Raw genomic sequence first — 22,645 nt, 5'->3', positions numbered from 1 at the left:
GCCCTCAGGCCGCCCGCCCGGCGGCGCCGAAGGCCGCCAGGATGCGGGCCCAGGAGCGGGTGCCCTTGTGGAAGCTCTTCAGGTCGTACTTCTCGTTGGGTGAGTGGATGCGGTCGTCGTCGAGGCCGAAGCCGATCAGGAGCGTGTTGCGGTCCAGCAGCCGTTTGAAGTCGCCCACGATGGGAATCGAGCCGCCGGCCCCGATGGTCACGGCGGGCACGCCCCATTCCTCGGCCAGCGCCGCGCGGGCGAGGTCGAGTTCCGGCATGTCGTAGGGCAGGCTGATCGCGCGGCTGCCCTTGTAGCAGATCACCTCGACGGAGCAGTCGGCGGGGATTCTTTCACGCACGAAGGCCTCGAAGGTGCGGGCGAGCCGCTCGGGGTCCTGATCGTCCACGAGGCGGAACGAGACCTTGGCGCTGGCCTCGCCGGCGATCACCGTCTTGGTGCCCTCGCCCGTATAACCGCCGATGATGCCGTTGACGTCGCAGGCGGGCCGCGACTGGACGAGTTCGATGAGCATGCGCCCGTGCTCGCCGGCTGGCTCCGATAGGCCGATGGGGCCGAGGAACGTCTCCGCCGTGAAGTCGAGGCCGCGCCACTGGTCGAGGATGGCCTGCGGCGTCTCGCGCACGCCCTCGTAGAAGCCCGGTAGCGCCACCTTGCCGTCGGCGTCGTGCAGATCGGCGATGATCTTCGACAGGACGTGGATGGGGTTGCGCGCCGCGCCCCCGAAGAAGCCCGAATGCAGGTCGCGGTCGGCGCAACGCACCTTCACCTCGAAATACGCGAGGCCGCGCAGGGACGTGGTGATGGCCGGCGTGGTGGGGTTCCACATGCTGGTGTCGCACACGAGCACGATGTCGGCGTCGAGCTTGTCGCGGTTCGCCGCGACCCATTCGGGCAGGCCCTGCGAGCCGTTCTCCTCCGCGCCCTCGATCAGGATGGTGACGCCGCAGGGCAGCTCGCCCTCCATGGCCAGATGCGCCCGGCAGGCCTCGATGAAGGTCATGACCTGACCCTTGTCGTCGGAGGCGCCGCGCGCGACGATCTGCTGCTCGCCCTTGGCGTTCAGGGCCATGCGCGGCTCGAAGGGCGGCGTCTCCCACAGGGCCAGGGGGTCGACCGGCTGCACGTCGTAATGGCCGTAGAACAGCACGTGCGGTGTGCCGGGCTTCGGCGCATGGGCCAGCACCACCGGATGCAGCGAGGTCTCGTGGATGCCGGTCTCGAAGCCGAGCGCCGTCAGCGTGCCTTCCAGCCACTGCGCCGCCGCGCGGCAATGGGGTGCGTAGGCGGCATCGGTGGAGACGGACGGGATGCGCAGGAACGCGAACAGGCGCTCCAGGGCGTTGTCGAGATCGCGGTCGATGTCGTTGAGAACCGGAGCGAGCGCAGTCATCGGACGTCCTTCGTCGGGAATCGACACCGGGTTAGCCGAGGTGCCGTGAGGGCGCAAACCTTCCCGCCGGGCCCTGAAGGGAACAGGCGCAATCTGGAACGGTTATCGAGTGGACCGACCAGGGACGGTGATTTTCCCCCTGCCTGCCGTTTCGACCGAATTTCCGAAATCCGGCGGCCGTTGCGGTCGCTGCTTCTGTCACGGACACATGCCATGCTCATCGAAAGCGGCGCGCCCGGCGCGGCGAACACCATCGCCATCAGCCTGACGATCAACGGGCAGGCCCGCACCCTCGACGTCGCCCCGTGGACCACCCTCCTCGACCTGCTGCGCGAGGATCTTGACCTCACCGGCACGAAGAAGGGCTGCGATCACGGCCAGTGCGGCGCCTGTACGGTGCTGGTCGACGGGGTGCGGATCAATTCCTGTCTGGCCCTCGCCGTGATGAAGGACGGGGCCAGCATCACCACCGTCGAGGGCCTGGCCGAGGGCGCCGGTCTCCACCCGCTCCAGGCGGCCTTCGTCGAGCACGATGCGTTCCAGTGCGGTTACTGCACGCCCGGACAGCTCTGCTCGGCGGTGGGCATGATGACGGAGGGCCACGCGCATTCGCGCGAAGAGATCCGCGAGGCCATGAGCGGCAACATCTGTCGCTGCGGCGCCTACACCAACATCGTCGACGCCATCGAAGACGTGATGCAGGCGGGAGCCGCGAAATGAACCGCTTCGATTACGTCCGCCCCGAGACCGTCGCCGACGCCGTGAAGGCGGTGGCAGGGGGCAACGCGCGCTTCATCGCCGGCGGCACCAACCTCGTCGATCTGATGAAATACAACGTCGAGCAGCCGGGCCGCCTCGTCGACATCACCCGTCTGCCCCTCGACGCCATCGCGGCGCGCGACGGCGGCCTCAGCATCGGCGCCCTCGTGACCAATTCCACCGTCGCGTACGACGCGCAGGTGAAGGAGCGTTACCCGTTGCTCGCCAGCGCGATCCTGGCGGGGGCCTCGGGCCAGTTGCGCAACGCCGCCACGACGGGCGGCAACCTCAACCAGCGCACCCGCTGCTACTATTTCTACGACGAAGCGACACCCTGCAACAAACGCCTGCCCGGCTCCGGCTGCCCGGCCATCGGCGGCCTCAACCGCATCCACGCCATCTTCGGCACGAGCCCGAGCTGCATCGCCACCCATCCCTCCGACATGTGCGTGGGCCTGGCCGCCCTCGACGCGGTGGTGCGGGTCGCGGGGCCGGAGGGCGAGCGGACGATTCCGTTCGCCGAGTACCACCGCCTGCCGGAGGACAATCCGGAGCGCGACACCACGCTGAAGCCCGGCGAGATCGTGCTCTCCGTCGACCTTCCCGACGAGACCTTCGGCCCGCACCATACCTACCTCAAGCTGCGCGACCGCCTGTCCTATGCCTTCGCCCTCGTGTCGGTCGCCGCCGTGATGACCCTCGACGGCGATACGATCCGGTCCGCCCGGTTCGCCCTGGGCGGCGTCGCCCACAAGCCGTGGCGCGACAGGGAAGCCGAAGCCTTCCTCGCCGGAAAGCCGGCGACGCACGAGACCTTCGCGGCCGCCGCCAACATCGTGGTCGCCGCGGCCCAGCCCCAATCCGAGAACGCGTTCAAGGTCGAACTCACGCGACGCGCCCTCGTGCGCGGCCTGTCCCAGGCCGCCGCCGGCACGCCCCAGTCGCAGTCCGACAAGCGCATCGCCTGAAGGAACTCCGCTCCATGGCCAAGTCCATCAATTCCTCCGGCACGGACACCTACGTGGGCACGGCGCGCAGCCGCGTCGACGGTCCGGCCAAGGTCACCGGGCAGGCGAAGTACGCCGGTGAGTTTTCCGCGCCGGACCTCGCCCACGGCTATGTCGTGTCGAGCGGCATCGCCCGCGGCCGCATCACCGCCCTCGACACCGCCGCCGCCGAAGCCGTGCCGGGCGTGATCAAGGTCCTCACCCACGAGAACCGGCCCCGCACGGCGTGGCTCGACTACAATTACCAGGACATGGTGGCCCCGCCCGGCTCGCCGTTCCGGGCCCTCTACGACGACAAGATCCAGTACAGCGGTCAGCCCGTCGCCCTGGTCGTCGCCGAGGATTTCGACACGGCCCGCCACGCCGCGTCCCTCGTCAAGGTCGCCTACGAGGCCGAGGCCCCGACCACCGATCTCGAGGCCCAGCGCGAGCTCGCCTACGAGCCGCCGAAGAAGCGCTCGGGCATCAAGCCGCCGCCGGCCCCGTGGGGCGACGCCCCGGGCGCCTTCGACGCGGCGCCGATCAAGGTCTCGCAGGATTATCGCCTGGCCGTGGAGCATCACAACCCGATGGAGCCCCACGCCTCCACGGTGGTGTGGGAGGGCGACGGCAAGATCACCGTCTACGACAAGATCCAGGGCGTCGTGAACACCCACGGCTACATCGCCGCGGTGTTCGGTATGAAGAAGGAGGATGTGCGCGTCCTCAACCCGTATCTCGGCGGCGGCTTCGGCTCGGGCCTGCGCCCGCAATACCAGCTCTTCCTCGCCGTGCTGGCCGCCCGCGCCCTGGAACGCTCCGTGCGGGTGGTGCTGACCCGCGACCAGATGTTCACCTTCGGCTACCGCCCCGACGTGCTCCAGACCGTGTCGCTGGGCGCGGATGCCTCGGGCGGCCTTCGGTCGATCCGGCACGACGCCATCTCGGGCACCTCGAACTTCGAGGATTACCAGGAGGTCGTCGTCAACTGGTCGGGCGTGCTCTACGATTGCGACAACGTCGCCCTCTCCTACAAGCTCGCCCAGCTCGACACCTACACGCCGTCCGACATGCGCGCCCCCGGCGCCGTCACGGGCGTGATGGCGCTCGAAATCGCCATGGACGAACTCGCCTACGAGACGGGGCAGGACCCCATCGCCCTTCGCCTCAAGAACTACAGCGAGAGCGACCGGACGGAGGGCAAGCCGTTCAGCTCCAAATCCCTGCGGGCCTGCTTCGCGGAAGGCGCGGAGCGCTTCGGATGGTCGACCCGCAATCCGGAGCCGCGCTCCATGCGCGACGGGCGCGAACTCGTCGGCTGGGGCATGGCCACGGGCATTTGGGAATCGATGATGCAGCAGTCGAGCGCGAGCGCCACGCTGACCCGGGACGGCAAGCTCACGGTCGGCAATGCCACGGGCGACATCGGCACAGGCACATATACCATCCTGACCCAGATCGCCGCCGACACCCTCGGGCTGCGGATGGAGGACGTGACGACGAAGCTCGGCGACACCGACCTCGCCGAGGCGCCGCTCGCCGGCGGCTCGTGGACGGCGGCGTCCTCCGGCACGGCGGTGATGCGGGCCTGCCAGGATCTCGCCGGGCAACTCTTCGCCTTGGCGCGCGGGCTCGACGATTCCCCGCTCGCCAACGTCGATTTCGACCGCGCGGTGTTCAAGGATGGGCACATCGGGGTAGCGGGCGACGCGTCCCGCAGCATCGCCATCACCGATGTGCTGAGGGCCACCGGCACGGAAACCCTGGAGGCCACGGGCTCGGCCGGGCCGGATGCCGCGCACCAGAAGGCCTTCTCGCCCTACACCCACTCGGCGGTGTTCGTTGAAGTGAAGATCGACGAGGATCTCGGCGTGATCCGCGTCACCCGCGTGGTCTCCGCCATCGCGGCGGGCAAGATCCTCAACCTCAAGACCGCACGCAGCCAGATCCTCGGCGGCGTGGTCATGGGGATCGGCTCGGCCCTGGAAGAGGAATCGATGCTCGACCACACGCTGGGCCGGTTCATGAACCACAATCTCGGCGAGTATCACGTGCCCGTGAACGCCGACATCCAAGACATCGACGTGATCTTCGTCGACGAGGAGGACAAGGCCAATCCCATGGGCGTGAAGGGGCTCGGTGAGATCGGCATCGTGGGAACGGCGGCGGCGGTGGCCAACGCGGTGTTCCACGCCACGGGCAAGCGCATCCGAGAACTGCCGATCACCATCGACAAGCTCCTGGCCTGAGCCCCGGTCGCATCCGCGACAAATTTCCGATGTCGAACACACCGGTTTCCAAGTCGGTGGAAGGTAGAGATTTGCGTGGGACGCATGGCATCCAAACACGGAAGTGCAGCGCAATATTTCATATTGCGTCGCACCATTCATCCTCCATATACCAGCTGTGGAGATGGTAGCGGAGCGGGACGTGTCGGACATTCTGCAGAGGCCACGGCCCACAACGCGGGTCGGTGACAGCGAGAAGATCACGATCAACCTCGGCTACGTCGACCTCGGGCATATCGACCTTCTCGTTTCCGAAAGCCTTTATGCCAACCGCTCCGACTTCATCCACACGGCCGTCCGCAATCAGATCGTCCGCCACGCCGACGTGACGCGTCAATCCGTGGCCCGCAAACACGTGGAACTCGGTCTGCGCCACTACGGCCGCCTCGATCTCGAAGCCCATCGCGCTGCCGGCACCACCCTGGATATCCGTGTCCTGGGACTCGCCAGCATCGCCGCCGACGTCTCCCCCGAACTCGCGCGCGAGACCATCGCGTCCATCGAGGTCATGGGCAGCCTGCAGGCGAGTCCCGCCGTCAAGGCGGCGCTGGCCGACCGGTTGCGCTGACTACCCTCGCCTTATCGTCAAGCCCCGCCCTTCCAACCCCGCCCCGGACCGTTCGTGCGTCCCCTGGTGCCGCGCAGAACCTGAAAGCGAATCTCCGATGAGCGATCAACAGAACCGGATGCAGGACCGCTTGGCCGACATGATGGAGGCGACCCGGCTCACCGCCACGGGGCGCCTCGGCGACGCATCGGCTCTGATCCAGCGCAGCATGAACGAAGGTCTCGAGCCGCACGGCCACGTGTCCCAGCCAGCAGAAACCGCCGGTCTGACCGACCGCCTGCGCAAGGTGGTCGAGTCGGTGACGCAGGGTCTGGAGCGCAGCGTCGCGCCCGTCCTGGAAGGGCTCGGCGTATCGGGCCGCGTCGGGCGCAGACCGGACGAGGAGGCGATGCCCGCCACCCCGGAGCCCGCCACCACCGGCGAGAGCAGCTTCACCGACGGCAGCCATACGGGTCCGCACGGGACCCGCGAGTACAAGCTGTTCGTGCCCAAGGCCCATCCGGGCACCCGCCCCCTGGTGGTGATGCTTCACGGCTGCAGCCAGTCGCCGGCCGACTTCGCCGCCGGCACCGGGATGAACACCCTGGCTGAGACGCACGGATTCTACGTCCTCTATCCCGGCCAGACGAGCCGGGCCAACGGGCAGCGCTGCTGGAACTGGTTCCAACCGGGCGACCAGGACCGCGAGGCCGGCGAGACCGGCATCATCGCCGGCATGACCCGCGCGGTCGTCGCCGAGCATCGGATCAATCCCCGCCACGTCTTCATCGCCGGCCTCTCGGCGGGCGGGGCGGCGGCGGCCAACGTGGCCCACGCCTATCCCGAACTCTTCGCGGCGGTGGGCATCCATTCGGGGTTGGCGGCAGGGTGCGCCCGCGACGTCTCGGCGGCGTTGACCGTGATGCGCCTCGGGCCCGTGGCGGCGGCCGATTGCATCGCCCCCGTCACGCCCATGCCGACCATCGTGGTCCACGGCGAGAGTGACGGCACGGTCAATCCGCTCAACGGCGAGCAGGCGCTCACCCAGGCGGGCATCGCCGGTTTGACCCCCGAAGTCACCGAGGCCGTCAGCCCCGGCGGACTTCCCTACATCCGCACCCGCTACGCCGATGCGGCCGGGCACGTCTCCGTCGAGAGCTGGTTGGTCCGGGGACTCGGCCACGCCTGGTCGGGCGGCACTATGGCTGGAAGCTACACCGATCCGCGTGGGCCGGACGCGTCGCGCGCCATGCTGAACTTCTTCCTCGCCAACCCCCTCAAGTCCTGAGTGCGGCCACGTTGTCGATGAGGCGGGTGCGGCCGAGATAGGCCGCCGCCAGAACCCGTACGGGCCGGCTGGCCCGCGTCGCCGGCTCCAGGGTCTCGGCGTCGCGGACCTCCAAATACTGCACGGGCGAAAAACCCGCCGCCTCCAGTTCGGCCCGGCCCCCGGCCACCAGCGGCTCCGCCTCGGCTCCGGCGGCGAGGCCCGTGGCGATGGCCGACAGGACCGCATGCAGGCGCGGCGCGGCGCGGCGCTCCTCGGGGCTGAGGTAGCGGTTGCGCGAGGACAGGGCGAGGCCGTCCGCCTCGCGAAGGGTCGCCACGCCCTGGATCTCCACGGGCAGGTCGAGGTCGCGCACGGCGCGGCGGATCACCTGAAGCTGCTGATAATCCTTCTCGCCGAACAGAGCGATGTCGGGCTGCACCCGATTGAGGAGCTTCGTCACCACGGTGGCGACCCCGGAAAAATGCCCCGGGCGGAACTGGCCGCACAGGCCCTGCGTGAGGCTATCGACCTCGACGCGGGTGGAAAAGTCCGGCGGATACATGGCAGCGACATCGGGCAAGTAGGCGGCATCGGCCCCGGCCTCCGCCAGGAGGGCCAGATCGGCCTCCGTATCGCGCGGATACCGCGAAAAATCCTCGGTCGGGCCGAACTGCGTCGGGTTGACGAAGATGCTCGCCACCACGCGGCGTCCCAACTCACGCGCCCGCGCCACGAGGGCGAGGTGGCCCGCATGCAGGGCCCCCATGGTCGGCACCAGCACCACGGATTCGCCGGCCTTGCGCCACGCCGCGCCTTGCGCGCGCAACGGCGCCACGGCCTCGAAGCGAAGGAGGGATGAATCGGGCATTGCGGCTTCCGTCCGGGTCACGGGTCTGGCCGCAGACCTAAACGCCCGCCCGCATCCGCGCCAGTCGTTAGGGACAGTAGGGCAGCAGGGGGCGGCCGTAGGGATCGTCGACGCCCAGCGGCGGCGTGAAACCGTAATAGCTCGGTTTGCCGAGGCCATAGGCGGAACCGACATAGCTCGGGTCACCGGGCCGGTCGGTGGGCACGGGTGCGCGGCGCGGGATGCACCCGGCCACGCGACGGCGTGGGACGGGGGCCCGGCGCACCACCGAATCGTCGCCTTCGGCCCGGGGGAAATAACGCGGCAACGGCGCGACACCGTCGAGCGCTTCATACCCTTCGGTGGGGCGCCCGGCGTCGAGGAAGTCCGCCGCACGGGCCGGCCAGCCGACTAGAAGGCCGAGGGCGATCAGCCCCCCCGGGCGCCAAGACCGCCCCGTCGCCGTCACCCTGCGCCGCATCCACCCACTCCCCGCGCGTCAGGGTTGGCAGAGGGACGTAAACCGGTGGTTAACCATGCCGGCCCTCAGGCCCGCCCGTCGAGGTCGGCCAGACGTCCGCGATCGGTTCCGGTCGGAGCGGCGGCTCGGACCGGCCGGCCGAGGCGACGCGCGAGATCCGTCAGGTCGGGGGCGGTGACCGAACCGCGCCCGTAGAGGGTGCCGTCGAGGGCATCGAGGCCGGCGGCGATGGCGGGGTCCGCCCGCCAGGCCCGCGCGAGATCCGGCGCGCCCTGGAGGACGGGTGCGAGGCGGGCCCGGAAGGCGGTCGCGTCACCGGCGGCGGCGGCCAGGACGAGGGCCCGTCGGGTCGCGCGATCGAGGCGCTGGCGCGACCGCGTGGGCGCCCCGAACCCGACGAGCGCCAGACCGAGCCCGAACGCGGCCAGGGCCGCCCCGACCACGACGAGGGGCGAGGCCGGCGTGATCGGCTTGGCGTCCTCCTCCCGGTCGGGCAGGCCGCCGCCGATCTGCCGGGCCGGAATCTCGGCCTCCCGCAGGGTGCGGGACACGGTGTCGAACCACGGGATGATGATGGCGTCCAACGGGATCACCTCCGCGATGGCGGGGCGCACGTCCCACTGGTAGGTCGCCCGGGCGATGGGCCCGGTGGGGGTGATGATGGTCTCGCGGGTCACAGGTCCGGCGAAGGTGAGGATGCCGCGCGTGCGCATGACCGGCCGGGGCGGCAGGCCTTCGGCGACCATGCCCTGCGCCTCCAGGGTGACGATGCGCCGGGTGCTCTCGCCGATCTTCACCGTCTCCGGGTCCGGGCTCCACGAATCCGTGATGGTGACCTCGCGGGCCGGAAGCCACCATGGCTCCTTGGCGTCGGGCCCGCCGACGGGCTTCGTCCAGTTCGCGACGGAGAGCTGCACCGGGGGCGAGGGCACGTCGACCACTTTCCGGACGCCGCCGTCGTTGACCGTCAGCCGGTGGAGGAACGGCTCGATGGTGAAGTCGCCCGCATGGTGCGGGAAGATCGCCACCACCCGGTCGAACGCGATGGCGACCTGCCCGTCGGGCAGGCGCGTCTTCGACCATGTATCGCGGCCGAGTTGGGTCCAGCTGAAATTCGCCAGCGACGGCTGGATCACCTCCTCCAGCAGGATCGGCTGGCGATAGACCCCGCGGATGCGCAACAGCACCATCTCGCGGGAGAACGGATCGGCGTTGCCGTTGCGCTCCGGGGTCACCGTAAGGGTGAGGTCGCCGGGGTCGATCTCGGCGCGAGCGGGGGCGTTCGCGAAGAGCATGATCAAAATCAACATCGCAAGGGATGTGATGCCAATCCCCGCAGACGGCTGCCGATCGCAGCGCGGGTCCCCTCTCCTGGAAGGAGAGGGACAGGGTGTGGCTCCTCCGCCAGAACCGGTCAGGTTCAACGACCGAGGCCGACGGCCAAAGCTCACCATGGGTTGCTCCCCCCCGGCACGGCCGTGCCGGCCTCGACGCGCACGGCCTGCTCGGCCTTGAGGCGCAGCTTGAGATAGCGGCCGGGATCGTCCGGCAGGGTCTGGAGCCAGAGGCGGTCGGGCCGGATCTCGTGGGCTTCGAAGCTCTTCGTCACCCGGCGCGCTTCCCGCTCGGGCGCGGCGGCGACCATGGCCGAACCGGCACCCGTGCGCCCGCGCCCGGCGGCGTCGCTGGCCGAGCCCCGCGCCTCGCCCTTGCCGGAATCCACCGAGACCTGCTCGGCCTTGCCGCGCCGCGCCACCTTGCTGTTGCCCGGCGTCGAGGAGGTGGTGCCCCCTTCCTTGTTGCCGGCCAGGCCCTCGCCGCTGGAGGTCGCCTGGGTGTCGTCGTTGGGGTCCTGGTTCGAGGTCTTGTTGTAGCGCGCGCCCGTGGTCGCGGTCGCATTGGCGACCCCGCCGCCCTTGCCGGGATCGCCCGCCCCTTCGTCGACGAGGCGGGCGATGAGGGAGCGGTTGGCCTGGGCGTCCGCATCGCGCGGGTTGTAGGTGAGCGCCGCGTCGTAGGCGTCGAGTGCCCCCTGCAGATCGCCGGCCTTCGCCAGGGCGTTGCCGAGGTTGTAGGACCCGCGCCGCCCGGCCGCGCGGAACAGGGCCGCGGCTTCGTCGTAGCGCCCGGCTTGGTAGAGCGCCGGGCCGCGCCACGCCGGATCGTCGAGGATGGCGGCGGCGGCACCGGGCAGGCCGAGGCCCATGAGCGTGCGCCCGAGGCCCGTGCGCGGCTGCGACACCCCGGCGAGGCCGAGAATGCCCACTCCTGCGAGGCCGAGGCCGGCAAAGCGCGCCCAGGTGGTCCAGCGGCGCGGGCGGGGAAACGGAAACGCAAGTGGCATCAGGCGCTCCGGCGGAACAGGGCCAGCGCCGGCAGGAGCGCCAGCAGGATCAGCCAGCGGCCGAGATCGGCGAAGGCCAGGACGGTGTAGCCGCCGGCGGCGAGGTGCTGGGCCGTACTCGCCCCGACGGTATCGAGGACGGGCCCCGGTGCGTCGAGGTCGGCGAGGCGTCCGCCGCCCGCGGCGACGAGGCGCTCCAGCGCCGCGCGGTCCGGTTTCGGCGACCCGGCCGGCAGGCTCGGACCGGCGGGCACGAACACGCCGCTCAAGGCCCAGCCCTTGGCCCGGGTCGCCGCGGCCTCGCGGGCGGCGGCCTCGCCGATCCCGTCGCCATCCGTCACCAAAACCACGTCGCCCGCGATGACGCCGGCCTCCGAAAGAGTCCGGCGCGCCAGGGCGAGGCCGCGTTCGGGGTGGGTGCCCCGGTCGGGCACCGTGTCGCCGTCGAGCGCGAACAGGGTGGAGGCGAGGGCGTCGCGATCGGTGGTGGGCGGGATCGCCAGATAGGCGTCCCCGGCATAGACCACCACGGCGACGCTGCGGGTGCCGGCCGCCTGAGCGACGCCCTCGGCGATCTGGCGCACGTCCTTGAGGCGGCCTCCCTCGGCGACGGAGCGCGAGAGATCGACCACCACCACGGTGGCGTCGAGGTTGCGGAAGGTGGTGGCGTCGGGCCGTTCCACGGCGGGTCCCGTGAGGGCGAAGGCAATGAGACCGGCGGTCAGCGCCGCGGCGAGGTTCGCCTGCCGGCGCCCGCCGAGCACGGCGCCGCGCCGGGCGAGCAGCGCCATCAGGCCGGGATCGACGGCCTTGGCCCAGTCACCCAGCGGCGCCGAGCGCCAGGCCGCGCGAAGGGCCAGGATCGCCACCAGGGGGATCGCCACGAGCCACCAGGGCCGCAAGATCGCCAGGGCATCGAGGACACTCACGCGACCCGCCTCGCCGCCAGAAGGCCGGCTGCGCACAGGAACGCCACGGCGGCGGGCCAGGGCCACAGGTCCTTTCGCAGGGGCACGGGCGGCGCCTTGGCGCGTCCGCCCTCGATCTCGTCGATGGCGTCCGCCATGCCGACGAGGTCCTCGGTGGTCTTCACCCGGAACATCCGGCCGCCGGTGAGTTCGGCGATCTCCCGTAGGGTCTCGGTGTCGACCACGTCCTGCTCGCCGTCGGCGTTGGAGAGGTCGCGGGGGCCGAGCGCGATGGTGTGGACCCGGACTCCGAGTTCCTTGGCGAGGCCCGCGACGTCGCGCGGCGTGGTCTGGCCGGCATTGTTGGCCCCGTCCGTCATCAGGATCACCACCTTGGCGGTCACGGGCGGCCCGGCCTCGCCGGTCTCGGCCGAGGGTGGTGGAGTCAGGCGCTTCAGGGCGAGGCCGAGGCCGTCGCCGATGCCGGTGGAGCGGCCGACGAGGCCGATGGTCGCCTCGTCCAGTGCTCGGGCGACGGTGGCGGTGTCGAAGCTCGGGCTCGCGGCGACGTAGGATTCGTTGGCGAAGATCACGAGGCCGATGCGGTCGCCGGCCCGGCGGCGGATGAAGTCGGTGCCGACGCGCTTGACCGCCGCCAGCCGGTTCACGGTCTGGCCGTCGAGGGCGAAGTCGCGCCGCTCCATGCTGCCGGACAGGTCCATCACCAGCATGATCTCACGGCCCGAGGCCGGCAGCGCCGTGGCGGGCAGGACGAGGCGGGGACCCGCCAGCGCGGCGACGAGGGCCACCCACAGGGTCCAGACCAGCACGGCGCGGCCCCGCCCGCGCGCGGCGACGCTGTCGCCCCGGGCCGCCGCGGCGACGAGGGAGGCGGGCACGCGCAGGGCCCCGCTCGAGCCGACCCGCTCGGCCGGCATCAGGCGCGCCGCCAGCAGCGGCAGGGGCAGGAGCAGCAGGGCGTAGGGGCTCGCGAGGTCGAACGCCGAGGCTAGCGCGGTGAGCCAGTTCGGCATGTCAGGCCCCGATCCGCTGCATCAGCCGGACGAGCTCGGCGTCGATGGCGCCGGGCTCGGACGCCTCGCGGCGGTAAAGGCCGTCGGCGAAGGTCCGGCCGGCGCCCTTGGTGAAGAAGTCCGTGGCGAACAGGCCGTCGAGGGTGGCGGCCCAATCGCTCCCCTGCGTCGAGGCCGCGGCGTCGCCCCGCAGGGTGCGGGCGAGACGGCGCAGGAGTCGTGCCTGGGCGACCCGGCGCGGCCCCGGCGGCAGGGCGTTGGCGGCGGCGAGTTCGCGCGCGGCGGCCCGGCGCACGGTGTTGGCCTGCCGCGCCCTCAGGTACCGGACGAGGCCGACGAGGAGGGCCGCCGTGAAGCCCAGCGCGATGGCGAGCACCACCGGCCCCTGCGCCGCGCCGGCGGTCTCTGCGGGCAGGTGCAGCCCGCGCAGCTGGTCCAGGCTGGCGGGGATGTCGGCGGGGGCGTTTGCGGGATTCATGGGCACCGTCCGCCGGTGCGGGTTTCACAGCACCGCATCGAGCCGTTCCATGAGGGGAGCGTAGGCCTCCGGTCCGGCCTCGACATCGAGGCGCAGGCCCTCGATGCCGCGGCGGGCATACTCGACGAGGCGGGCATCGGCGTCGCCGGGCGGGCGGTCCGCCCGGTTCGCCTGCACCGTGCCGCGCCGGCCGTCTTGGGTGGCGAAGGGGTAGAAGCCCGGGGGGCGGGCCCGCTCGAAGGCGTCGCTGACCAGCACCAGACGGATCGACAGGCGCTCGGCCATCACCGTGAGGAGGTGCTCGAAATCCGCGCCCGGATTGTCGAGGGCGGTGCCGAGGACGAGGTGTCCACCGGAGGGCAGCAGGCTCTGGGCCAGGGTCAGGGCGCGCGACAGGGGCGGGTCCTGGGTCGCGGCGTCCGCCAGGGCCTGGGCATGGGCCATGGCCAGCGCTCCCGTGACGGCCGTCATGGCACGCTCGCCCCCGGCGGGGCGCACCACCACGGGTTCGCCCGCGCCCACCGCCACGAGGCCGACCCGGCCGCCATCGCCGGCCACCCGCCAGCCGAGGAGCACGAGGGCTTCGGCGGCGGCCACCGAGCGCAGGGCCCGGCGGGTGCCGAACAGCATCGAGGGGCGGACATCCACGAGGAGCACCACGGCGCGGTCGCGCTCGTCGTGGTGGGTGCGGACATGCAGGATGCCAGTGCGGGCGGTGGCGTTGCGGTCGATGTGGCGGCGGTCGTCGCCCTCGGACCACAGGCGCACGTCGTCGGGCTCGGAGCCGCGCCCGCGCCGCCGGGTGACGATGCCGCCGGGCAGGCCCGCCAGGGTGCGCGTCGCCGGCGAGGTGCCGCGCCGGGCGAGGTGGCGCAGCCCCATGAGGGCCTCGCCCGAGAGGTGGATGCCGGGCACCTGCGTCGTATCGGCGACGGACGGGGAGGCCATGGCGGGGCTCAGAGCGCCCGCACCCGCTGGACGAGGTCGCGGATGATGCCGCGCGCGGTCCTGCCCTCGGCCGCCGCCCGCCAAGTGAGGCCGATGCGGTGGGCCAGGGCGTCGGCGGCCAGATCCGCGATGTCCTCGGGGACGACGTGGTCGCGTCCACGCAGGTAGGCGCGCGCCTTGCCGGCGAGCATGAGGGCCAGGGTCCCGCGCGGCGAGGCCGGGTGCTCGATGGCGGCGCGCAGATCCGGCGCGGCCGAATCCGTGCGGGTGCCGGCCACCAGGCGCACGAGGTAGTCCTTCAGGGCGGGCGCGACGTAGACGGCCAGCGCCGCCTCCCGCGCGGCCCGGATCTCGGCAACCGAGAGTTTCACCGGCATCGCCTCGGCGTGGTGGTTCAGCTCGCCCTCGACGAGGTCGAGGATGCGGCGCTCGGCGGCCTCGTCGGGCATCTCCACCACCACGTGGAGGAGGAAGCGGTCGAGCTGGGCCTCCGGCAGGGGGAAGGTGCCGGCATGCTCGATGGGGTTCTGGGTCGCCACCACCATGAACGGGTCGGGCAGGCCGTGGGTGTGGCCCGAAACGGTGATCTGGCCCTCGGCCATGGCCTCCAGCAGGGCCGACTGGACCTTGGGCGGGGCGCGGTTCACCTCGTCGACGAGGACGAGGGAGTGGAACAGGGGGCCGGGCAGGAACTCGAAATCGCCGGCATCCTGACGCCACACGGTGGTGCCGGTGAGATCGGCCGGCATGAGGTCGGGCGTGCACTGGATCCGGGCGAAGCTGCCGTCGAGGCCGTCCGACAGGCGCTTGACCGCGCGGGTCTTGGCCAGGCCCGGCGCGCCCTCGATGAGGAGGTGTCCGCCGGTGAGCAGGCCGATGAGTAGGCGCTCCACCATGATGTCGGCGCCGATGAGCCCATGCAGCAGGCCGTCGCGCAGGGCGAGAACCCGCGCGTGCAGGGCTTGATCGAGGGGCGGCGCGGCCGGACGCTCGGCCAGCACGGCACCGCTCATGCGCACGACTCCGCGCGGGCGAAAACAGCCTTCGGGGCAAGGACGGTCAGCCGTACCATGCGCGTCTCCTCGACGATTTTTGGTGCGGGTTCTTAAGCGACCCACGTCGTCCGGGTGTGCCGGTGCGGGGCCCCAGCGTCAATCCCGCGGGCGCGGCCCGATGGCCGCACGGTCGATGTCGGGCAAATTGCCCGATGGCGCGTGGTCGGCCGCCGGGGGCGGCCCTATATCCGGCTCTCCATCGTCGGAGCCCGCGCCCCGTGACCACGGACCTCTTCCCCGGTTTCTCCGCCCCCTGGATCGACATCCCCGTCGGGCGCTTCTTTGCCCGGATCGGCGGGCCGGAGGACGCACCGCCCGTCCTGCTGCTGCACGGCTTTCCCCAGACCCATGCCTGCTGGCACCGGATCGCACCGGCGCTGGCCGAGACCCACCGGGTGATCTGCCTCGACCTGAAGGGGTACGGCTGGTCGGCCGCCCCCGAGGGCGATGCCCGGCATGAAACCTATGCCAAGCGTACCCTCGCCCGGGACGTCGTGGCCGTGATGGAGCATCTCGGGCACGTGCATTTCGCGCTCGTCGGTCACGATCGCGGCGCGCGCATCGGCTACCGTTTGGCCCTGGACGAGCCCGGCCGCGTCGCGCGCCTCGCACTGCTCGATATCCTGCCGACCCTGGTGCAGTGGGAGCGTATCGAAGCGTCGAGCGGGTCCGCGCATTGGAAGGATCTCGCCCGTCCGGCGCCCGAGCCGGAGAACGAGATCGGACGCGATCCCGACGGCTATTTCGAGGGCCTGCTGCGCGACTGGAGCAATGCCAAGTCGCTCGATGCCTTCGCGCCCGCCGCCCTCGCCCTCTACCGGCAGGGCTGGGCCGTGCCCGAGCGCATCCATGCGATGTGCGAGGATTACCGGGCCGGGGCGACCCGCGACCGCGAGGCGGATCTGGCCGATCTCGCCGCCCAGCGCACGATCCCCTGCCCGACCCTGATCCTGACCGGCGACGGATATCTCGACCGCAGCGCCGAGGCGCTCCTCACCGCCTGGCAGCGCACCTTCGCGCCCAACGCGACGGGCGTCGATCTCATATCGGGGCACTTCCTCGCGGAGGAGAACCCCGAGGGCACACGCGACGCACTGCGCGCCTTCCTGGCGGCATAGGCGGATCCGTCACGGTTCCGTCACGCGGGATCGCGATGACACGGCATGCTCCTGTCCTCGCCGCTCCCCGAATTCGTCAATTCCGCCGTCAGCCTCATTGTCGCCTTCGCACTCGGCACCCTCATCGGAGCCGAGCGGCAGTATCGGCAGCGCACGGCGGGCCTGCGCACCAACGTCCTCGTGGCCGTGGGGGCGGCCGCCTTCGTCGATCTCGGCATGCGCCTGGAGGGGGCGGCCGGCGGCACCCGCACGGTGGCCTACGTGATCTCCGGTGTCGGCTTCCTCGGCGCCGGCGTGATCATGAAGGAGGGCATGAACGTGCGTGGCCTCAACACGGCAGCGACCCTGTGGTGCTCGGCCGCCGTCGGCGCCTTCGCGGGCGCGGACTTCCCCCTGGAAGCCGCCTTCGTCACGGCGGCCGTGCTCGCCGGCAACACCTTGCTGCGCCCCCTGGTCAACGCGATCAACCGGGCGCCGATCGATGAGAGCCAGACGGAGGCGACCTACGAGGTCCAAGTGACCGTGCAGGCGGAGTCCGTCGGCCCCGCGCGAGACCTTCTCGTCGAACGCCTCGAGGCGGCGAACTACCCCGTCGGCGGGATTGAAGTGGTGGAGCGCGGCGAGGACACCGTCGAGGTGGTGGCGACCCTCGTCGCCACGGCGGTGGCGGCGGCCGAACTCGACGCCGTAACGACGGCCCTCGAACGCATGCCCCTCGTCACCCACGCCACATGGTCGGTACAGACCGCCGATTGATGGCCCAATCCCGCGTGCGCCCGCGCACCTCCAGGGCGTTCCGGCGCATTGCCGCGGGATGATCCGCGACCGACCTCAGACGCATCGGGTCCACGCGCGACCAGGCTCCGCCCTGGCCACGATCCCGGACCGTGAGGATCGAACACCATGGCAGACCAGAAGAACGCACTCATCGTCGGGGCCTCGCGCGGCCTCGGTCTCGGCCTCGTCGAGACGTTCCTGCAGCGCGGCTGGCGGGTCACCGCCACCCAGCGCTCGACTGCGCCGGGGCTCGCAGCCCTGTCGTCCGACGCATTGCGCATCGAGACCGCCGATATCGACGACGATGGCGCCGTCGCGTCCCTCCGCGAAACCCTGTCGGGCGAACGCTACGACCTGATCTTCGTGGTCGCCGGCGTCGCGACGCAGGCGCATGAACCGCTCCACGCCGTTCCGCGCGACGTGGCGGCCCAGGTCTACCTCACCAATGCGGTGAGCCCGATCCGCTTCGCCGAAGCCTTCCTCGACCGGCTCGCGCCGAAGGGCCTCGTCGCCTTCATGAGTTCGGTCCTCGGCAGCGTCGGCCTCAACGAATCGGGCGGCTCGGAGAGTTACCGGGCGAGCAAGGCGGCGCTGAACACGCTGGCCCGCAGCTTCGAGGTCCGCCACCGCGACGCCGGCTTCGGCGTGATGCTGATGCATCCGGGCTGGGTCCGCACCGAGATGGGCGGGGCGGACGCGGACATCGACGTCGCCACCAGCGTCACCGGCATGTCCGACGTCATCGAGGGCCGTCTCGGCCAGGCCGGCTGCGTCTACGTCGACTACACTGGCAAGACGCTCGACTGGTAGTCGAGACGCTCGACTGGTGGTCGAGGACCGATCGCCCCGGGCGACCGGGGCGGTCCGAACCTACCGGCTCAAGGGCGGACGCCCGCGCCGCTCGACGATGACGGGCGGACGGGTGCGGCGCTCGACGATCACCGTACGCGGCGCACGGTTCGGGCTGCCGGCCGTCAGGATGCGTTCGGGCATCCGTTCGGGCTTGGCCTTCGCGGCGGCCAGGACATGCGGGCGGATCTCGTCGGCAGGCAGGCCGATCAGGCCGGCGGCGATCTCGACCTGATGCTCGACCTCGTCGGCGAGATCCTGCGCGGCGGCCACCGCCTCCGGAATCGTCGGCGGCTCCCGGCGCACGCGGATCGGCGGCAGGTCCTTGAAGGATTTCGGGGTCTTCTTCACGGCAGGACTCGCGCTCGGCATTCCATCACCATACGCCGCGGACAGGCTATGTGCAGTGCACAAAATCGCGTTCGGCGGTTGCGTCGCGGACATCGCTGGGGAATTGAGTTCACGGAGCCGGGCGCTTCGGTTTCCACGCAAAGGATGCGCCGGTCGCAAACCGCCTTCCGAGACGTGTCGAAGTGCCGCACCGTTGCGGCCACCAACGGCGCGACGGATAAGTGGTCATGCTCGACGACCTTGCCGATCTCTCCGACCCGCGCCTCATCCCGGCCCGACCCGATCTGGCCGACATTCGCCTGCGCGGCCGGATCGCGGCGGCCCAATACGTCGTGGGCGAGGCCCGCCGGGTGGTGGTGCCGTCGGCCCCCCTGCGGCGTGCGCCCCGGTTCGATGCCGCCGTCGACACCGAGGCGGTGATGGGCGACGCGGTGACCCTCTACGAGGCCGAGGAAGGCTTCGCCTGGGTCCGACTCGGACACGACGGCTATGTCGGCTACCTGGCGGAGGCCGCCCTCGGGCCGGTCGATCCCGCGCCGACGCACCGGGTCACGGCCCTGCGGACCTTCCTGTATCCCGGCCCCGACCTGAAGCTCCCCGCCACCGGATACCTCACCCTCGGCGCCCGCCTGTCGGTGGTGGGCGAAGCGGGCGGGTATCTCCGCCTCGCCACGGGCGACCATGTCTTCGCCGGCCATTGCGCCGCCCTCGACCGGACGGACACGGATTTCGCCGCCACTGCCGAGCGCCTCGTCGGAACCCCCTACCTCTGGGGTGGCCGCACCAGCCTCGGCCTCGATTGCTCGGGCCTCGTCCAGCTCTGCCTCGACCTCGCCGGGATCGCGGCGCCCCGCGACGCCGACCAGCAGGAGGGCGGTCTCGGTGCAGCCCTCCCCCCCGGCCTCGACGGGCTCGCGCGCGGCGACCTCGTGTTCTGGCGCGGCCATGTCGGGCTGATGCTCGATGCCACCCGCCTCATCCACGCCAACGGCTTCCACATGGCGGTGGCGGTGGAGCCGCTGCGCGACGCCGTCGCCCGCATCCTGGAGAAGAGCTACGGACCCGTGACCTCGATCCGACGACTCATCCCTTCAGCCGCGACTTGATGCGGTAGATCAGGCCGTCGCGCACGTCGCGATAGCCGTCGAGGCGCTGGTCGCGGGAGCCTTCGTGAAAGTTCGTCGGGTCGGGCGTCGGCCAGTACTCCACCTCCACGGCGTTGGTGCGGGTGAGCTCCAGGGCGGCGTGGTGGGCCTCGGGCGCCAGGGTAACGATGAGGTCGAAGTTCAGCCCCTCCCACTCCTCGAGTTCGGCGAGCGTCCGCGGCTTGTGGCGCGTCGCATCGATGCCGATCTCGTCCAGCGCGGCCACCATGAACGGATCGGCGGGCTCGCCCGAGCGGACCCCGGCCGACTGCACGTAGATCGACTTGCCGAAGTAGTGGCGCGCGATGGCCTCCGCCGCCAGCGAGCGCACGGCGTTGAAGTTGCACATGAACAGGGCGGATTGGACACGCTTCTTCGGGCCGGCCTCGTCCGCCATCCGGTCACTGTCTCCGGGCGCTGGAGTCGACGGCTCCAGGTCTTAGTGAACGATATCTTGGTGGACGAGGTCTTGGTGGACGCACGAAGCCTTCGGGGTGCGGCTGCCGCGCGATGGACGTCACGTTCGGGAGAGCGCCGCTCAGGCCTTCCAATGCAAGGCAAAGACCAGGGTGAACAGGCGCCGCGCGGTCTGGTGGTCGAGGTCGACCTTGCCTTCAAGGCGCTGCTTCAACAGGTCCGAGGCTTCGTTGTGCAGGCCGCGCCGCCCCATGTCGATGGCCTCGATCTGGGTCGGCGAGGCCGTCTTGATGGCGTTGTAGTAGCTCTCGCAGATCATCTCGTAATCGCGGATCACCCGCCGGAACGGGGTCAGCGACAGGAGGTGCGTCATCACCGGATCGCCGGATTCGTGGCGGATCGCGAAGGCGAGCTTGCTCTCGACCAGCCCCAGGGTGAGGGCGAACGGCCCCTCGCGCCCCGGAATCGCGAAGCTGTTCTCTTCAAGGATGTCGAAGATCGCGATGGCGCGCTCGTGCTCCTGGTCGGGGTTGCCCCGGCCGATGGACTCCTCGTCGAGGGTCACCGCCACGAGGCGGTTGGGAGATTTCGGCTCCGTGGATTTGGCCGCGCCGGGCATCATCGCCTCACAGGTTCAGGCGGATGGCCACCGAGCGGGCGTGGCCTTCGAGACCCTCCGACCGTCCGAGGGCGATGGCCGAGGGTCCGAGCGCCCGCAGGCTCTCGGGGTCGCAGCGCAGGATCGTCGTGCGCTTCATGAAGTCGAGGACGCCGAGCCCGGACGAAAACCGCGCCGAGCGCGCCGTCGGCAGGACGTGATTGGGGCCGCCGACATAGTCGCCGATGGCCTCCGGCGTGTGCGAGCCGAGGAAGATCGCCCCGGCGTTGCGCACCTTCGCGGCCAAGGCCTCGGCATCGTCCGTCTCGATCTCGAGGTGCTCGGGCGCGAGGCGGTCGACCAGGGGCACCGCCTCGTCGAAGTTCCGCACCACGACGATGGCGCCGTAATCACGCCAGCTCGCCCGGGCGATCTTCTCACGCGGCAGGGTGACCAGGGCGCGCTCGACGGCCTGCTCGACGGCGTCGGCAAGCTCGGCCGAATCGGTGATGAGGATCGATTGGGCGGCCTCGTCGTGCTCGGCCTGAGCGAGAAGGTCGGCCGCGACCCAGTCCGGATTGGCGTGGGAATCGGCGAGGATCAGCACCTCGGACGGGCCGGCGATCATGTCGATGCCGACCTGCCCGAACACCCGGCGCTTGGCCGCCGCGACCCAGGCATTGCCCGGCCCGACGATCTTGGCCACGGGCGCGATGGTCTCGGTTCCGTAGGCCAGGGCCGCCACGGCCTGGGCACCGCCGACGCGGTAGACCTCGTGGACGCCGGCGAGATCGGCGGCGGCGAGCACGAGGGGGTTCATCGCCCCCTCCGGCATCGGCACCACCATGACGACGCGCGGCACCCCGGCGACGCGGGCCGGAATCGCGTTCATCAGCACCGAGGAGGGATAGCTCGCCGTCCCGCCGGGTACGTAGAGGCCGACGGATTCGAGGCCGGTCCAGCGCCAGCCGCTGGTGACCCCGAGGGCGTCCGTGCCCATGTGGTCGCCCGGCACCTGGCCTGCATGGAAGGCTTCGATGCGGGTGGCGGCGAAGCGCAGGGCTTCCAGGGCGTCGGCCGGACAGGCGGCGATGGCGGCCCGGATCTCATCGGCCGTCACCCGCAGGGTCGCGGTGGTGAACGCCTCGCCGACGCGGTCGAAGCGGCGGGTGTAGTCGACGAGGGCCGCGTCGCCGCCCGCGACCACGCCCGCGATGATGCCCCGAACGGTCTCGTCGACATCCTCCGAGATCTCGCGCTTCACCGTGAGCAGGCGGGCGAAGCTGTCCGCGAAATCGGCGGCGCCGGAATGGAGGCGGATCATGCGTTGCGTCCCTCGACGGCGGCGCGGGCGGCGGCGACGGCCTCGTGATCGGGTCGGCCATCGACCTCCCAGACGGGTCCGAGATCCTTCATGCGCACCTCGATGCATTCGAGGTCGAGCTGGATCGCGGCATTGCCGGCGAAGATCAGGGTGGCGGTGCCGGACGGAGCCTCGCCCGGCGTGAAGGTGACGGCCAGGAGTTCGAGGGGGGTGTCGGACGACGCGCCCGGTACGATGCCGCGGCTGCGCACGCCGAGCACCCGCTCGAAATGCACGCCCGTCAGGCGTCGACGCGGCGCCGTCCCCTCCTCCGTCGACCAGTCGAACCGCCGGGCCACCAGCACGAAACGATGGGTATCGGTGAGATAGGCCAAATCCTCGGCCCGCAGGATGGCGTCCTGCAGGTGAGCCGAGATCACCGCGAGGTCGTCGGCATCGAGGGCGGCGAGCTTCAGAAGCTCCATGGCGGGGTGTCGCGCTCTTCGGGTTGAACCGGGCCGATCCCGGAACATGGCAACTCTTGCGTCCCGTAGGTAGCGAGGCCGTCGGCCCACGGCAACCATGGGCGCGCGGGCGTTCGTACGACGGGGCGCGGGACGGCGTGGCGCGGGACGGCGTGGCGCGGGACGGCGTGGAACGAGAGGTCTCAGCCGTCGTTCATCCGCATCGGTCTAAGGCTCGTCCCCGAGACCCTCCAAGCTCGGCCCCCGCGACCCATC

General features: G+C 71.0%; 25 protein-coding genes. 10 read left to right on the top strand and 15 right to left on the bottom strand.

The annotated features are described in order from the left end of the window. Window positions 1–4: 4 nt before the first annotated feature. Complete coding sequence (locus ASF52_RS13300) at window positions 5–1,402, bottom strand: M20/M25/M40 family metallo-hydrolase (protein WP_056172743.1); 1,398 nt, start codon at window positions 1,400–1,402, stop codon at window positions 5–7. Between the two features lie 213 nt (window positions 1,403–1,615). Between ASF52_RS13300 and ASF52_RS13295 the strand changes: the two genes are divergently transcribed. The 5 genes from ASF52_RS13295 to ASF52_RS13275 all read left to right on the top strand — a co-directional run bounded on the left by ASF52_RS13295 (window position 1,616) and on the right by ASF52_RS13275 (window position 7,270). Then, the gene (locus ASF52_RS13295; RefSeq protein WP_056172741.1) at window positions 1,616–2,122 is read left to right on the top strand and encodes a (2Fe-2S)-binding protein; all 507 of its coding nucleotides are present in this window, start codon (window positions 1,616–1,618) and stop codon (window positions 2,120–2,122) included. After that, window positions 2,119–3,129 (top strand): FAD binding domain-containing protein, encoded by a 1,011-nt coding sequence (locus ASF52_RS13290; protein ID WP_056172738.1) that lies wholly within the window; start codon window positions 2,119–2,121, stop codon window positions 3,127–3,129. The genes ASF52_RS13295 and ASF52_RS13290 overlap by 4 nt, the downstream gene beginning before the upstream one ends. A 14-nt stretch (window positions 3,130–3,143) precedes the next feature. Beyond that, window positions 3,144–5,396, top strand: coding sequence for a xanthine dehydrogenase family protein molybdopterin-binding subunit (locus tag ASF52_RS13285; protein ID WP_056172735.1), 2,253 nt, complete (start codon window positions 3,144–3,146; stop codon window positions 5,394–5,396). A gap of 181 nt (window positions 5,397–5,577) precedes the next feature. Next, complete coding sequence (locus ASF52_RS13280) at window positions 5,578–6,003, top strand: CopG family transcriptional regulator (RefSeq protein WP_443136681.1); 426 nt, start codon at window positions 5,578–5,580, stop codon at window positions 6,001–6,003. 97 nt (window positions 6,004–6,100) lie between these two features. Next, window positions 6,101–7,270 (top strand): extracellular catalytic domain type 1 short-chain-length polyhydroxyalkanoate depolymerase, encoded by a 1,170-nt coding sequence (locus ASF52_RS13275; RefSeq protein ID WP_056172730.1) that lies wholly within the window; start codon window positions 6,101–6,103, stop codon window positions 7,268–7,270. Here ASF52_RS13275 and panC read toward each other — a convergent pair. The 3 genes from panC to ASF52_RS13260 form a co-directional block, all read right to left on the bottom strand. After that, on the bottom strand, window positions 7,260–8,120 hold the full coding sequence (panC, locus tag ASF52_RS13270; RefSeq protein ID WP_056172727.1) for a pantoate--beta-alanine ligase: 861 nt from the start codon (window positions 8,118–8,120) through the stop codon (window positions 7,260–7,262). The two genes, ASF52_RS13275 and panC, sit on opposite strands and share 11 nt — an antisense overlap. 67 nt (window positions 8,121–8,187) lie before the next feature. Beyond that, window positions 8,188–8,580, bottom strand: a complete 393-nt coding sequence (locus ASF52_RS13265; RefSeq protein ID WP_056172724.1) for a hypothetical protein — start codon at window positions 8,578–8,580, stop codon at window positions 8,188–8,190. Between the two features lie 65 nt (window positions 8,581–8,645). Further along, window positions 8,646–9,875 carry a hypothetical protein gene (locus tag ASF52_RS13260; protein ID WP_244473807.1) on the bottom strand — a complete coding sequence of 410 codons (1,230 nt, stop codon included), beginning with the start codon at window positions 9,873–9,875 and terminating at the stop codon, window positions 8,646–8,648. Here ASF52_RS13260 and ASF52_RS23725 point away from each other — a divergent pair. Further along, on the top strand, window positions 9,823–10,095 hold the full coding sequence (locus ASF52_RS23725; protein ID WP_443136680.1) for a hypothetical protein: 273 nt from the start codon (window positions 9,823–9,825) through the stop codon (window positions 10,093–10,095). The genes ASF52_RS13260 and ASF52_RS23725 overlap by 53 nt on opposite strands. On the opposite strand, the gene ASF52_RS13255 is transcribed toward ASF52_RS23725, so the two are convergent. The 6 genes from ASF52_RS13255 to ASF52_RS13230 are packed head-to-tail and all read right to left on the bottom strand — an operon-like array spanning window position 10,028 to window position 15,305. Next, window positions 10,028–10,924, bottom strand: coding sequence for a tetratricopeptide repeat protein (locus ASF52_RS13255; RefSeq protein ID WP_056172714.1), 897 nt, complete (start codon window positions 10,922–10,924; stop codon window positions 10,028–10,030). The two genes, ASF52_RS23725 and ASF52_RS13255, sit on opposite strands and share 68 nt — an antisense overlap. Next, window positions 10,924–11,853 (bottom strand): vWA domain-containing protein, encoded by a 930-nt coding sequence (locus tag ASF52_RS13250; protein WP_056173013.1) that lies wholly within the window; start codon window positions 11,851–11,853, stop codon window positions 10,924–10,926. The genes ASF52_RS13255 and ASF52_RS13250 overlap by 1 nt, the downstream gene beginning before the upstream one ends. Next, complete coding sequence (locus ASF52_RS13245) at window positions 11,850–12,866, bottom strand: VWA domain-containing protein (protein ID WP_056172713.1); 1,017 nt, start codon at window positions 12,864–12,866, stop codon at window positions 11,850–11,852. The genes ASF52_RS13250 and ASF52_RS13245 overlap by 4 nt, the downstream gene beginning before the upstream one ends. 1 nt (window position 12,867) lies before the next feature. Then, window positions 12,868–13,344 (bottom strand): DUF4381 family protein, encoded by a 477-nt coding sequence (locus ASF52_RS13240; protein WP_056172710.1) that lies wholly within the window; start codon window positions 13,342–13,344, stop codon window positions 12,868–12,870. Between the two features lie 24 nt (window positions 13,345–13,368). Further along, window positions 13,369–14,292 (bottom strand): DUF58 domain-containing protein, encoded by a 924-nt coding sequence (locus ASF52_RS13235; protein ID WP_056172707.1) that lies wholly within the window; start codon window positions 14,290–14,292, stop codon window positions 13,369–13,371. A gap of 8 nt (window positions 14,293–14,300) precedes the next feature. Beyond that, window positions 14,301–15,305: an AAA family ATPase gene (locus tag ASF52_RS13230; RefSeq protein WP_056172704.1), complete on the bottom strand. Its 1,005-nt coding sequence runs from the start codon at window positions 15,303–15,305 to the stop codon at window positions 14,301–14,303. A 260-nt stretch (window positions 15,306–15,565) separates the two neighbouring features. On the opposite strand from ASF52_RS13230, the gene ASF52_RS13225 reads away from it, so the two are divergent. From ASF52_RS13225 to ASF52_RS13215, 3 genes are all read left to right on the top strand, one after another. After that, entirely contained in the window at window positions 15,566–16,465 is a 900-nt protein-coding gene (locus ASF52_RS13225) for an alpha/beta fold hydrolase (RefSeq protein ID WP_056172702.1), read from the top strand. Window positions 16,466–16,510: 45 nt separating this feature from the next. Then, complete coding sequence (locus ASF52_RS13220) at window positions 16,511–17,221, top strand: MgtC/SapB family protein (protein ID WP_056172698.1); 711 nt, start codon at window positions 16,511–16,513, stop codon at window positions 17,219–17,221. A 147-nt stretch (window positions 17,222–17,368) separates the two neighbouring features. After that, window positions 17,369–18,052 (top strand): SDR family oxidoreductase, encoded by a 684-nt coding sequence (locus ASF52_RS13215; RefSeq protein WP_056172694.1) that lies wholly within the window; start codon window positions 17,369–17,371, stop codon window positions 18,050–18,052. Between the two features lie 60 nt (window positions 18,053–18,112). Here ASF52_RS13215 and ASF52_RS13210 read toward each other — a convergent pair whose 3' ends face one another. Further along, window positions 18,113–18,442, bottom strand: coding sequence for a hypothetical protein (locus ASF52_RS13210; RefSeq protein ID WP_244473084.1), 330 nt, complete (start codon window positions 18,440–18,442; stop codon window positions 18,113–18,115). Window positions 18,443–18,669: 227 nt separating this feature from the next. Here ASF52_RS13210 and ASF52_RS13205 point away from each other — a divergent pair, with 227 nt between their 5' ends. Further along, on the top strand, window positions 18,670–19,548 hold the full coding sequence (locus ASF52_RS13205) for a C40 family peptidase (RefSeq protein ID WP_056172690.1): 879 nt from the start codon (window positions 18,670–18,672) through the stop codon (window positions 19,546–19,548). Here the strand turns inward: ASF52_RS13205 and ASF52_RS13200 are convergent. The 4 genes from ASF52_RS13200 to ASF52_RS13185 form a co-directional block, all read right to left on the bottom strand. Then, window positions 19,526–19,984: an arsenate-mycothiol transferase ArsC gene (locus ASF52_RS13200; protein ID WP_056172687.1), complete on the bottom strand. Its 459-nt coding sequence runs from the start codon at window positions 19,982–19,984 to the stop codon at window positions 19,526–19,528. The genes ASF52_RS13205 and ASF52_RS13200 overlap by 23 nt on opposite strands. Window positions 19,985–20,125: 141 nt before the next feature. Continuing rightward, window positions 20,126–20,623 carry a UPF0262 family protein gene (locus tag ASF52_RS13195; RefSeq protein ID WP_056173010.1) on the bottom strand — a complete coding sequence of 166 codons (498 nt, stop codon included), beginning with the start codon at window positions 20,621–20,623 and terminating at the stop codon, window positions 20,126–20,128. A gap of 7 nt (window positions 20,624–20,630) precedes the next feature. Further along, on the bottom strand, window positions 20,631–21,926 hold the full coding sequence (gene hisD, locus ASF52_RS13190; RefSeq protein WP_056172684.1) for a histidinol dehydrogenase: 1,296 nt from the start codon (window positions 21,924–21,926) through the stop codon (window positions 20,631–20,633). Next, on the bottom strand, window positions 21,923–22,390 hold the full coding sequence (locus tag ASF52_RS13185) for a DUF2948 family protein (protein ID WP_056172680.1): 468 nt from the start codon (window positions 22,388–22,390) through the stop codon (window positions 21,923–21,925). Before ASF52_RS13185 ends, hisD begins: the two co-directional genes overlap by 4 nt. Window positions 22,391–22,645 lie beyond the last annotated feature (255 nt).

Origin of the sequence: Methylobacterium sp. Leaf112 (assembly GCF_001423295.1) — a bacterium.
Classification (GTDB): Bacteria; Pseudomonadota; Alphaproteobacteria; order Rhizobiales; family Beijerinckiaceae; genus Methylobacterium.
Note: the sequence above shows the minus strand (reverse complement) of the source record. Positions and strands in the feature narration are given on the sequence as shown.